This window comes from Pectobacterium sp. A5351 (assembly GCF_028335745.1).
GTDB lineage: Bacteria > Pseudomonadota > Gammaproteobacteria > Enterobacterales > Enterobacteriaceae > Pectobacterium.
In genome coordinates this window covers 4,017,050-4,029,173 of record NZ_CP116477.1, presented here as the reverse complement: position 1 = coordinate 4,029,173, position 12,124 = coordinate 4,017,050, and the positions used below count along the sequence as shown (strand labels likewise).

Sequence of the window (12,124 nt, the reverse complement as noted above, 5' to 3'; positions counted from 1 at the left end):
AAGGCGGCGTCATCATGACGCCGCCAGAGGGATGCTTACAAGAGCGGGTTAAGCGCGGTTGGCTAACTCTGCTTTATGTTTTTTCTCATTCAGCATAACAACAATCAGCAGAAGTACCGCCAGAATGCTGCCGCCGATCATCACCATGAAGCCGCCGTCCCAACCGAAGAAGTCAACGGTGTAGCCGACGATGGCGCTAGCGGCAACGGAGCCACCGAGGTAGCCGAACAGGCCAGTGAAGCCCGCTGCTGTACCTGCTGCTTTCTTCGGTGCCAGCTCCAGTGCGTGCAGACCAATCAGCATCACCGGGCCGTAAATCAGGAAGCCGATGACGATCATACAGGCCATATCCACACCCGGATTACCGGCTGGGTTCATCCAGTACACGATGGTCGCTATCGTCACCAGCGTCATAAAGAACACGCCCGTTGCGCCACGGTTACCTTTGAACACTTTATCGGACATCCAGCCGCACAGCAGCGTACCCGGAATACCCGCGTATTCGTACAGGAAGTAGGCCCAGGACGATTTATCCAGTGCGAAGTGTTTCACTTCTTTCAGATAAGTCGGTGACCAGTCGAGGATGCCGTAACGCAGCAGGTAAACGAAGACGTTGGCGATAGCGATGTACCACAGCAGTTTGTTCGGGAAAACGTACTGCATGAAAATCTGCTTAGCCGTCAGTTCTTCTTCTGCTTTCTCATTATAATCAACCGGATAGTCGTTTTTGTACTCTTCGATTGGCGGCAAACCACAGGATTGCGGGGTATCACGCATCAGCGCAAAGGCAATCAGCGCAACCAGAATCGCGGCGAAGGCTGGCATGTAGAGCGCGGCTTTCCAGTCGTTGAACCAGGCCATACCCAGCAGGAACAGCAGCGGAGGAATACCGCCGCCGACGTTGTGAGCACAGTTCCACACGGACACGATGCCACCACGTTCTTTCTGTGACCACCAGTGAACCATGGTGCGTCCGCACGGTGGCCATCCCATTCCCTGGAACCATCCGCACAGGAACAGCAGAACGAACATAATCGCAATGCTGGACGTTGCCCACGGTACGAAGCCCATGAACAGCATAACGGCAGCGGCCAGAATCAGACCAGCAGGCAAGAACACGCGCGGGTTGGAACGGTCAGATACCGAACCCATGATGAATTTGGAAAAACCGTAGGCAATGGAAATGCCGGACAGCGCAAAACCAAGATCGCCGCGCGAGAAGCCCTGTTCAATCAGGTAAGGCATGGCGAGTGCGAAGTTTTTACGTACCAGATAGTAGGCGGCGTAGCCAAAAAAGATCCCCATGAAAATCTGCCAGCGCAGACGGCGATAGAGGGGATCGACACGATCCTGCGATACGCGCGCCTGGTGGGCTGCGGGCCTAAAAATACTCAGCATAGATATCTCCAATGCGAAAAAAAACGATAGCTTTTTTGTTCTATTACGAACGTTATTGTAAGGGGATAGCGTGCAAATGAGTGTGATTCATGACGCTAATGTTACACTTTTATGAAACTGTGACGATTTTTGCGCTCATGTTAACAGAATCGGAAAATTACACAGTGTGGTTTTAGTGACCTTAATCACACTTATTGTTTTTAGACACCTCTTTATTTTCGTTTAGTGTTCGTTTTTGCTCTTTATCAAACATTAACCCTTCTTTCTGTGTCCCAATAGCAACATACATACCCTCCGCCTGGAACGAGAACAGAATGAAAAACACGGGGAACTGGCGTGAAACTGACGTGGTTGTCATCGGCGGTGGCGCGACGGGAGCAGGTACTGCAAGGGATTGCGCCCTGCGCGGACTGCGCTGCCTGCTGCTTGAACGTTATGATATTGCGACCGGTGCGACTGGGCGTAACCACGGCCTGTTACACAGCGGTGCCCGCTACGCGGTAACCGATGGCGAGTCTGCTCGCGAATGTATTGAAGAAAATCAGATTCTCCGGCGGATCGCCCGCCACTGTATTGAACCCACCGACGGCCTGTTTATCACCTTGCCAGAAGACGATCTCGGCTGGCAGGCGCAATTTATTACCGCCTGTCAGCAGGCGGGGATTCGCGCGCAGGCAATGGATCCGCAGGAAGCGCTTAGGTTGGAGCCAGCGGCAAACCCTACATTGATTGGCGCGGTGCGCGTGCCGGATGGTTCTGTCGATCCCTTTCGCCTGACGGCAGCCAACATGATCGATGCCTGCGAGCACGGCGCGGAAGTCTTGACCTATCATGAAGTTATCGGACTGATTCGTCAGGGCGATCGGGTTACCGGCGTGCGCGTTTTCGACCATAAAAAAGGTGTGGAAACGGAAATATACGCACAGGTGGTCGTCAACGCTGGCGGTATCTGGGGACAACACATTGCGGAATATGCCGATCTGCGCGTGCGTATGTTTCCGGCAAAAGGCGCACTGCTGATTCTTGGGCACCGCATCAACAACATGGTGATCAACCGCTGCCGTAAACCGGCGGATGCCGACATTCTGGTGCCGGGCGATACCATTTCGCTGATTGGTACGACCTCAACTCACATCGACTACGACCAAATCGACAATATGCTGGTGACGCCTGCTGAGGTGGAAACGCTGATGCGCGAAGGTTCCATGCTGGCGCCGTCTCTGGCGAGCACGCGAATTTTGCGCGCCTATGCTGGCGTCCGTCCTCTTGTTGCCAACGACAGTGACCCCAGCGGGCGTAGCGTAAGTCGCGGCATTGTGCTGCTCGACCATGCCAGCCGCGACGGGCTGGAAGGGTTTATCACGATCACCGGCGGCAAGCTGATGACCTACCGACTGATGGCGGAGTGGGTGACGGACGCCATCTGCAAAAAGCTGGGTCATGACGTGGCCTGCTCGACGGCACAGACGCCGCTGCCCGGATCGGAATCACTGGATGAAGTGAAAACCGTTCCCCATGCGCTGTCTGCTTATCCTGCGGCAAAACCGCTCTCGGCACCGCTGCGCGGGTCGGCGATTTATCGCCACGGTGAACGTGCCGGAAGAATGTTGTCCGGTGAACGTCTTGATCGCAGCCTGGTGTGTGAATGTGAGGCCGTGACGGCGGGAGAAGTGCGCTACGCCGTGGAATCGTTGCAAGTGAATAACCTGATTGACCTGCGTCGGCGTACTCGCGTTGGCATGGGCACCTGTCAGGGGGAACTGTGCGCCTGTCGTGCGGCCGGTCTGTTGTGCCGTCTGGGTACTGCGACGCCGGGGCAGTCGCTCACGCAGCTCAGCCAGTTTTTGAACGAACGCTGGAAAGGCATTCGGCCGATTGCCTGGGGCAATGCCCTGCGTGAAAGCGAGTTTACCAGCTGGATTTATCAGGGCTTGTGCGGCCTGACGGCCAGCGACAGTCAGGAGGATCGCCATGCGTTATGACGTTGTGATTATCGGTGGCGGGCTGGCAGGGCTGACCTGCGGTATCCGCTTAGTGGAGCAGGGGAAACGCTGCGCGATTATTAGCGCCGGACAGAATGCGCTGCATTTTTCTTCCGGTGCGCTGGATTTACTCTCCCATCTCCCTGACGGACAGCCCGTGAGCCAGCCGCTTGAGGCACTAGACGAGCTGGCGCGTCAGGCTCCTCACCACCCTTATTCGCGTATGGGAGCAGCGGCGGTTGCCGCACTGTTGCCACAGGTTGAAGCATTGCTGGAGCGCAGCACTATCACTCTGCGAGGTAATCATCAACAGAACCACTGGCGCATGATGCCGCTAGGTAAGTTTCGTTCATGCTGGCTGAGCCCGGTCGATGGCGTCACGCGTGGTCTGCCGGATTCCCGATTTGGCGATAATCCGTTGATTGCCGGTATTGAAGGCTTTCTGGATTTTCAATCCCGTATCGTGGCTGGCACGCTTCAGACGCAGGGAATTGCGGCGCGCAGTGATGAACTCAAGCTGCCAGTTCTGGATCGGTTACGCCAAAACCCCAGTGAATTCCGTGCGGTAAATATCGCCCGGGTGCTCGACCGACCAGAAAATCGCTCGGCGCTGGTGGAGGAGTTGTCGCTTCTGGCCAACGGTAACGATGCCATCATCATGCCCGCCTGTTTGGGATTGGATAGCCCCGCGATCGTGGCTGAACTGGCTGATGCACTCGGTAAACCGGTATTACTACTGCCGACATTACCGCCGTCAGTGCTCGGGTTGCGTTTGCATCAGGCGCTGTCGCAGCGCTTTCGCCAACTGGGTGGCATGGTGATGCCGGGCGATCGCGCGGTGCGCGCATCGCTATCGCCGCAGGAGATTACCGTCCATAGCCACCATCACCGCGATATTCCGCTGCGGGCGAAGCACGCGGTGCTGGCGAGCGGCAGTTTCTTCAGCAACGGGCTGGTGACGCAATTCGATCGGGTGACCGAGCCGGTCTTTGGGTTGGATGTGCGGTTCGCTGACCAGCGCGAGGGCTGGAGCCAGCAGGATGTGTTTGCGCCGCAGCCCTATATGCAGTTTGGTGCGATTGTCGATGAGCATCTGCACCCGCGTATTGGCGGTGAAACGATCGGCAATCTGTACGCCATCGGCGCGGTGATGGAAGGCTTCGATCCGATTGCACAGGGATGTGGGGCGGGCGTTTCTTTGCTCAGCGCACTTCATGTTGCCGAACAGATTTTGACGGAGGGCAACCCATGAACCTGCTTAGCGATAACAGTTTTGAAGATTGTATCAAGTGTACGGTCTGTACCACGTACTGTCCGGTGTCGCGTGTGAACCCGATTTATCCCGGCCCGAAACAGGCTGGCCCGGACGGCGAACGCCTGCGGCGTAAAGACCCGGCGCTGTATGATGATGCGCTGAAATACTGCACCAACTGCAAGCGCTGCGAAGTCGCGTGCCCGTCGGATGTCAAAATTGGCGACATTATTCAGCGTGCGAAAGCCACGCACAACAGCCACAAGCCGACGTTGCGCGACGCGATTCTGAGCCATACCGACCTCATGGGATCGATTGCCACACCGTTTGCGCCGCTGGTCAATACGGCTACCAGCCTGAAGCCGGTGCGCCAATTGCTGGATAAGGCGTTGAAAATCGACCACCGTCGCCAGTTGCCGAAATATTCGTTCGGCACCTTCCGGCGCTGGTATCGTCAGCAGGCGGCAAAGCAGCAGGCCTATGATGAGCAGGTGGCTTACTTCCACGGCTGCTATGTGAACTACAACCATCCACAGTTGGGTAAAGATCTGGTGCAGGTCTTTAACGCGATGGGTATTGGTGTGCAGTTGCTGAATAAAGAGAAGTGCTGCGGCGTACCGCTGATCGCCAATGGTTTTCACGACAAGGCCAGAAAGCAGGCGCGCGCCAACATTACGTCGCTGGATGAGGCGATTAATCAAAAATCCCTGCCGGTGGTGGCGACCTCATCCAGCTGTACGTTCACGCTACGGGACGAGTACCCGCATCTGCTGGGCGTGGATAACGGCCACGTGCGCGAGGGTATCGAACTGGTGACGCGCCAGCTCTATCGCCTGCTGGAAGAAGAGGGGAGAACGCTGCCGCTGCGTAAATTGCCGCTGCGGGTGGCGTACCATACCCCTTGCCATCTGGAGAGGATGGGGTGGACAGCGTATACCCTGGCGCTGCTGCAACGCATCCCCGGTCTTGAACTGGTGATGCTGGACTCCCAGTGCTGCGGTATTGCGGGCACCTACGGCTTCAAGAAAGAGAATTACGCCACGTCGCAAGGCATTGGCGCACCGCTGTTCCAGCAGATTGAAGAAAGCGGGGTCGATATTGTGGTGACGGACTGCGAAACCTGTAAGTGGCAGATTGAGATGTCGACCAGCAAACGGTGTGAACATCCGATCACGCTGTTGGCGAGGTCATTAGCGCAGCCAGAGTAGCAATCTGCAGTAACGTGTTTCCGAACGTTTAACGCTCGGAAACACGAAACATAAAAAGCTCACGTAATAGCGACTTATCTTATTTATTTCAATCACATTATTTTAAAAATAAAGTACCCTCAAGGCGTGTTATACGCTAAATAATTCGAATTTCTCTCTTTCTGCTTTCCTCGGAATTTAGCGTATAAAACTATATTTTAATAAGCTAACGACTTACCATGGTAAGTGACGTGATTCATTAACTTGAACATATAAACAATGGTGTGATCATTTACCTCTCCTACATTAATTGTATATTTTATTGCTGCGCTACTCGATGTCCGTATATGTGCCTCTTTTCGCGGGAAGTTATGAAAATATCATTTAAATCAATAAATTGTGCAGGGGGGTGATCTAAGTAAGTTTATTGGTTTTTTTATGTGAATAGAATTACTTAAGGTATGGTAGAGGAATAGTTATATTTTATTATTTATGTATTCCTAATTATTCATAGTGTAATTATTATAGTTCTAATGTGTGTATCTTTATCTAATTTTTTATTTTCACTTAATTAATATTTAGAAAACATTTGATAAAAATTATTTTTGAACATATCTTATTAAGCGTTATTCCAGTTTTTGAAATATTACTTCATTCTAAAGTGCTCGATCTACACAGCAGCATTCTCCAAGTGCCTGTGCCAGTAATTCGTTGGGGAGTTGGGGAACAGGGTGACGTACTACGGATATATAAGCTTTATGATACAAGGAGAGAACATGAGCTTTGATATTGCAGAAAACACCTCTTCAGAGATTCAGGATTTTGTGACCATTAGCGGCTCTTCTGTGGATGAGCTTGTAAAAAAAGGAATTTATCATATTCAAACTTCTGGAAAGCGAATTTCATCCAGAGCGGGTAATGCATTACAGTCCTATGGGGTAAATTATATACTTAAAGATCCACGTAACCGGCTTCATCATCTTCGTGATGGGGCAATAAAGTATCTTTCTCGTGAGTTTTTGGCTTATTTCAGTGGGAACCTTAAAGCTGAAACTGGGCTTGCAAAAGCATCCAAATTTTGGATGACACTTGTAGATGAAGATGGGAATGTAAATTCTAATTATGGATACTATGTTTTTTATGAGGCGGTTGAGTCATATGGTAATCAGTATAATTGGGTGAAAAGTGTTTTACTTAAAAATAGGGATTCAAGAAGAGCGATTATAAATATAAACCAAAATTACCATAAATCTGACACAAAGGATTTCCCATGTACACTTGGAATGCAATTTTATATAAAAAATAATAAATTATTCTGTGAAACAATATCCCGTAGTACAGATGTAATTACAGGTCTTCCATACGACATGGGTTTTTTCTCTTTTATTCACGAGTTGGTTTGGAAAGATTTGATTGAAAATGGAGTTAAAAATCTTGATTTGGGATATACTATAATGAAAACAACGTTTACCCAAATATATGATAAGAATATTTCAAAAGCATGTGAAGCTATAGAAAATTTTTCTGATTATACTTCTATAACGAGAATGCCTGCTATTGAGTCAGCAAGCGAAACGTTGTCAGATATTTTGACAGGCAATGAAAATACTACCGTTATGAAATGGATTCATGCTCATGCAGAATAAAAATGTCACTATTATTTTGGCTTCAAATAACGAAGCGAAAATATCATCTACGCAGAATATATGTAGTAGTCTTTTCCCGAACTTCACGCTTAGTCATCATATAGTCTCTTCTGGTGTAAGCGAAACACCTGAAACTGATGACGAAGCTATAAAGGGATGCTATACACGCATTGATAATCTTGAGAGCGACATCAATTATCATGTTGATTATATTATTGCTCTGGAGGGGCTAACGGAAAAAACCTCTTTTGGCAGTTTTGTTTATGGATGGGCGGTTATTAAAGATACGAAAAAAAATAAATATCACTATGGTTGTAGTGGCAAAGTCATGTTACCTGAAGATGTAATGGAAAAGCTTTCAAAATATATCCGATTATCGGATGTAGTTCTTAATCTATACCCACATATATCAAAAGCAGATATGGATAGGCTTGGCACCAATGGCGTGCTCACCAATGGGCTTTATACACGAGTTCATGAGTTTGAAACCGCGTTGAAATGTGCATTTGGCTCACTTGCTCTTGAGAAAGGTAAGATGGGTGATTAAATTAATTTTATTTGATATTGATGATACGCTCGTGGACCATAAAACTGGGGCTTATCAGGCTATACAGAGAATCTCGGGTCTAATGATTCGTCTAAATTATGCTGATGCTCTGTATGACTTTAGTGAATTCATTTGCAGCTATGAGGCGCGAAACCATACACTTTGGTCAAAGTTTGAATTTGGTGAAATTGATATTGCTACATTATTAAAAAAGCGATTTATCTATATATATGATTGGTTCGGTGTTAAAGATTCTGATTATGAAATTATTGAAGAAACATATTGGAATGCATATGTAGAAAATTGTGCATTGAACAGTGACTGGCTTCCTTTACTTAAACAGTTAAGCTCTAGGTTTCCTTTGGTGATATGTAGTAATGGTATGGAATCTGTCCAGCGCCGAAAGCTTATACATACTAATATTTTGCCATTCTTTAGTCGTTTTTATTTTGGAAATCGTTATCCTGACTGTAAGCCTGATGTTCATTTCTTCACAAGAATTCTTCTGGATTTTAATGTGCAACCCGAAAATGCCATTATGATAGGGGATAGTATTAATAACGATATTCTCCCTTGTAAAAAACTGGGGATGAAAACACTACATTATAGTGATTTTGATTCGTTTCAACCTATTAAAAAAACACTTATGGAACTCACCAATGGATAAAGAATTTATCTTTAGGGATATAAGTTACCTTGATTCGACTTCAATGAAGTTAGTTCAAGGGGATATCTCGATGATGGGGGACGTGATAACTTACGTAGGCGAAAAGAGGAAGGGTGATGTCGAAGGAGTAATTATACCATCAGAACAATTCGTCGTCTTACCTGGGCTTGTCAATGCTCACCTTCACCCTAGTAAAGAGATTTATGGAAGCATCTTAGATGCATCCCCTATTGATGTGGTGCTTGATTCTGTGCATCGAAATAATACGCTGGAGGACGCTGAAGGTCAGTATGTTGCTTCGCTTAAATCATTAATGATGGCTATGAAGAAAGGTATAACAACAGTTGGTATTTTTACAAGCCGAATTGAAAGTGATATACGTGCAATACAACAGGTGAAAAGTCGGTGTGTAATAAATTTTTGTCAGAGTAATCAGTGGGTAGGTAATGGTAAAGGCCCAGAAAATGAAAGTGTTGAAACAATTTTTTATAAATACCTTCTTGCTGAGGAAAAATACCAGTCAGAATTAATTACTATTCTACCGGCTACCGCATCTGAACTTTCTGCCGATGACATTTTACTTAAAAAATTACACCAGCTTGCTAATCACCATCAAAAAAAGTTTACTCTTCATATTCATGAGGGAGCATATCAGGTTGATTCTCACCGAAATATATTTGGTGTGAGCGGCATTGAGCGTTTTGCTCGCTTGGGTATTCTTGATAAACATACAACGCTTATTCACTGTTGCCATCTATCAGATAGTGAGCTAGATATTCTGTTATCAACACAATGTCATATTATCCATTGCCCAGTAAGTAATAGTTTTGTTGGCGCAGGCACTTTACCATTACGTCGGCTCTCGTCTCATCTGGACCTAGGGCTTGGTACCGATGCTGCAATGGTTAATCCTGGAAATGATCTTACTTTTGACGCGCTTTTTGCCTTATACCATCATGGTGATGCCAATTTTGACACGAAAGTAGATGCTGGAAAAATTCTTCATATGATTACAGAAGGGGGAGCGAAGTCTCTTGGTCTAATGAATGTGGGTAGAATTGCTCGTGGTTTTAAAGCAGATCTTATTTTCTTTGATAAGACATGCATCGATGTTGATTATATCAATACACCTATTTCATTACTGAAAATGTTGCACTATGAGAATCCCTGTAAAGTAATCGTGAATGGCGACATTCGCCTGGATAATGGTCAATTTATAGACCCTGTTTTAGAAGGTAACAACGAAAAATTTTCTGAAATTAGAAGGAAGATCATAATATGAAAAGCATCGCTTTTTTGTTTTCAGGGAGAGGAAGTCTTTTAACCTCTGTGCAAGATGCTATCAAGGATACGGACTCTCAGGCAAAGTTGAGCCTTGTCTTAACAAATAACCGAGATTTTTCTCCTGAGGGTAAACCTATTTTCGACGGTGTTGCAGTTACAAAAATAACTCATCATGATTATAAAAATCGATGTGATTTTGAAGAAAAAATTGCGGAAAAATTAATAGAAGAAAAAGTTGATTTGATTATTTTAGGCGGTTTTAGACGAATTTTTTCTCCCGAATTTGTCGAGAGATTTGGTGACAAAACAATGAACACGCATCCATCACTTCTCCCTGCTTTTCCTGGCGATAAAGCGCAACTTAAAGCGTTGCAAGCAGGGTTGAGAGTGACTGGGGCAACGTTGCATTTTATTAATGAAGACGTTGACGCTGGTCCAATAATTGATCAAGAGCCTGTTAGGATCACTAATGGGATGAGCGAATCTCAGCTTCGAGAGAGTATTGTCGAGGCCGAAAAGAAAATGATATATAACGCCATTCGTGCTTTTTTGGATGGGAAAATAAAAATAGTGAATAATAGAGTTAGCTATGAAGGATATGCCGATGTACAAGATAAAAAATAATATTATTGCTGCGATCTGTGTTGCAAGTATACTATTTTTAGCTATTGTCAGCCTAGGGTTGTCACTGGCAATCCTTCCTTTATATGTTAATAAAGTGCTTGAGTATTCTGCATTTTATGTTGGTCTTGTGGTTGCGGTTGAGTCTGTGTCCACCTTGCTATCACGTGCGCTCGCTGGTCGATATTCTGATAATCATGGCCCGAGGAAAGGGATGGTGGTAGGTTTATTTTTAACTGTTTTTTCTGGTTTATTATGCTATCTATCATTTGCATTTCTGGACCCAGGAAAAGCGGTTTTTGCTGTAATAATTATTTCACGTATATTGATGGGAATAGGTGAGAGTCTTATTTTTACCTGTAGTGGCACTTGGCCGATTGGCTTGGTTGGAAGGGAGCATGCAGGTAAAATTATGTCTTGGGTTGGAATAGCAATGTTTCTTGGATTAGCTATTGGTAATTATTTTGGCATATGGTCTTATTATCACACTGGGATCACCCTATCCGCGATTATAATGACGATTTTACCCGCCCTAGGGTTTATTATCGTTTTAATCGTCAAGCCTGTAGCTGTGCATCCGAATAAGACACACGCGACACTATTATTTGCTGTTAAAAGAATATGGAAAGCCGGATCTGGTTTTTCATTAGCTAATATTGGTTATGCCTCTATTACCACTTTTTTAGTTCTTTATTTCATACAGAATGACTGGGGAGAAGATTCGGCTGTTGCGCTTGCTCTTTTTGGCGTGGGCTATGTTATTTCGAGGCTGACTCTTGGTTGGAAGGCTGACAGTTCGGGGTTAAAAATGACTCTATTCTCACTGACAATTGAGGCGGTAGGTCTGTTGTTGATCGGCTTATCATCCCATCCGTATGAGGCAATGCTGGGTTCTTTCCTTACAGGATTTGGTTTATCTATGGTATATCCGTTGCTCGCTCTTCCTGCTTTAAAAAGTATGCCGGAAGAGCATCTCGGTCTTGCTCTCAGTACCTATGAATCTTGCTTTGATATTGGCATTTTATTTTCTGGATTTATCGGGGGCATCATAGTTTCTGTTTTTGGCTATCCTGCTATGTTCCTTTTCTCATTTTGCTGTTGCCTGTTGGCATTGTACTCGTCGGTGTTGGCATATCGACAGGTGTCATTATCTGGTTCTATTCATCAGGTTCAGTCTTCCTAGCTGATGAACTCATTGGATGAGAGTGGGAAGTCAGGTTTGGAGATCCCTGCAAGTAATCCTTCGACTCGTATTGAGAATAAGAATTTATCGCAAAAAGCACTTTACAAGTGCGAATGATAATGATTATTATTGCTGTGCGTTCCGGGGAACGATGTCATGCGCCTGTGTTAGTTATTGATGGTGTTCATGACGATTCGGCTTCCCTGTGAAGGCACGACATTGCTCACATTGCTTCCAGTATTATTTAGCCAGCTCGGGTGCTGGCTTTTTTTTTTGCCTTCCTTTTTTACCCTTCACCCTGTTCTGATTTTTCGAACAGAGCGGTGAGTTTTTTGCGCTATCTTATTTACCACCGCC

At 46.4% G+C, this 12,124-nt stretch carries 10 protein-coding genes; 9 read left to right on the top strand and 1 reads right to left on the bottom strand.

Features of this window, described 5'->3' with window-relative positions; all coding sequences use genetic code 11:
- Positions 1–48: 48 nt before the first annotated feature.
- Positions 49–1,398: a glycerol-3-phosphate transporter gene (gene glpT / locus O1Q74_RS18570; RefSeq protein ID WP_271874985.1), complete on the bottom strand. Its 1,350-nt coding sequence runs from the start codon at positions 1,396–1,398 to the stop codon at positions 49–51.
- 314 nt (positions 1,399–1,712) lie between these two features.
- Here glpT and glpA point away from each other — a divergent pair, with 314 nt between their 5' ends.
- The 9 genes from glpA (at position 1,713) to O1Q74_RS18525 (ending at position 11,767) form a co-directional block, all read left to right on the top strand.
- A complete protein-coding gene (glpA, locus tag O1Q74_RS18565; protein ID WP_271874984.1) occupies positions 1,713–3,380 on the top strand; it encodes an anaerobic glycerol-3-phosphate dehydrogenase subunit A in 1,668 nt (555 codons plus the stop codon).
- Positions 3,370–4,632 (top strand): glycerol-3-phosphate dehydrogenase subunit GlpB, encoded by a 1,263-nt coding sequence (gene glpB / locus O1Q74_RS18560; RefSeq protein WP_271874983.1) that lies wholly within the window; start codon positions 3,370–3,372, stop codon positions 4,630–4,632. The genes glpA and glpB overlap by 11 nt, the downstream gene beginning before the upstream one ends.
- On the top strand, positions 4,629–5,840 hold the full coding sequence (glpC, locus tag O1Q74_RS18555; RefSeq protein WP_271874982.1) for an anaerobic glycerol-3-phosphate dehydrogenase subunit GlpC: 1,212 nt from the start codon (positions 4,629–4,631) through the stop codon (positions 5,838–5,840). Before glpB ends, glpC begins: the two co-directional genes overlap by 4 nt.
- Before the next feature lie 755 nt (positions 5,841–6,595).
- Complete coding sequence (locus tag O1Q74_RS18550; protein ID WP_271874981.1) at positions 6,596–7,465, top strand: thymidylate synthase; 870 nt, start codon at positions 6,596–6,598, stop codon at positions 7,463–7,465.
- Complete coding sequence (locus O1Q74_RS18545; RefSeq protein WP_271874980.1) at positions 7,455–8,012, top strand: inosine/xanthosine triphosphatase; 558 nt, start codon at positions 7,455–7,457, stop codon at positions 8,010–8,012. Before O1Q74_RS18550 ends, O1Q74_RS18545 begins: the two co-directional genes overlap by 11 nt.
- A complete protein-coding gene (locus tag O1Q74_RS18540) occupies positions 8,005–8,679 on the top strand; it encodes an HAD family hydrolase (protein WP_271874979.1) in 675 nt (224 codons plus the stop codon). The genes O1Q74_RS18545 and O1Q74_RS18540 overlap by 8 nt, the downstream gene beginning before the upstream one ends.
- Positions 8,672–9,961 carry an amidohydrolase family protein gene (locus O1Q74_RS18535; protein ID WP_271874978.1) on the top strand — a complete coding sequence of 430 codons (1,290 nt, stop codon included), beginning with the start codon at positions 8,672–8,674 and terminating at the stop codon, positions 9,959–9,961. The genes O1Q74_RS18540 and O1Q74_RS18535 overlap by 8 nt, the downstream gene beginning before the upstream one ends.
- Positions 9,958–10,587 carry a phosphoribosylglycinamide formyltransferase gene (gene purN / locus O1Q74_RS18530; protein WP_271874977.1) on the top strand — a complete coding sequence of 210 codons (630 nt, stop codon included), beginning with the start codon at positions 9,958–9,960 and terminating at the stop codon, positions 10,585–10,587. The genes O1Q74_RS18535 and purN overlap by 4 nt, the downstream gene beginning before the upstream one ends.
- Positions 10,568–11,767 (top strand): MFS transporter, encoded by a 1,200-nt coding sequence (locus O1Q74_RS18525; protein ID WP_271874976.1) that lies wholly within the window; start codon positions 10,568–10,570, stop codon positions 11,765–11,767. The genes purN and O1Q74_RS18525 overlap by 20 nt, the downstream gene beginning before the upstream one ends.
- Positions 11,768–12,124: the final 357 nt, after the last annotated feature.

Coding starts and splice junctions, on each gene's coding strand:
- glpT (WP_271874985.1), bottom strand. CDS start 1,398: ATGCTGAGTATTTTTAGGCCCGCAGCCCACCAGGCGCGCGTATCGCAG.
- glpA (WP_271874984.1), top strand. CDS start 1,713: ATGAAAAACACGGGGAACTGGCGTGAAACTGACGTGGTTGTCATCGGC.
- glpB (WP_271874983.1), top strand. CDS start 3,370: ATGCGTTATGACGTTGTGATTATCGGTGGCGGGCTGGCAGGGCTGACC.
- glpC (WP_271874982.1), top strand. CDS start 4,629: ATGAACCTGCTTAGCGATAACAGTTTTGAAGATTGTATCAAGTGTACG.
- O1Q74_RS18550 (WP_271874981.1), top strand. CDS start 6,596: ATGAGCTTTGATATTGCAGAAAACACCTCTTCAGAGATTCAGGATTTT.
- O1Q74_RS18545 (WP_271874980.1), top strand. CDS start 7,455: ATGCAGAATAAAAATGTCACTATTATTTTGGCTTCAAATAACGAAGCG.
- O1Q74_RS18535 (WP_271874978.1), top strand. CDS start 8,672: ATGGATAAAGAATTTATCTTTAGGGATATAAGTTACCTTGATTCGACT.
- purN (WP_271874977.1), top strand. CDS start 9,958: ATGAAAAGCATCGCTTTTTTGTTTTCAGGGAGAGGAAGTCTTTTAACC.
- O1Q74_RS18525 (WP_271874976.1), top strand. CDS start 10,568: ATGTACAAGATAAAAAATAATATTATTGCTGCGATCTGTGTTGCAAGT.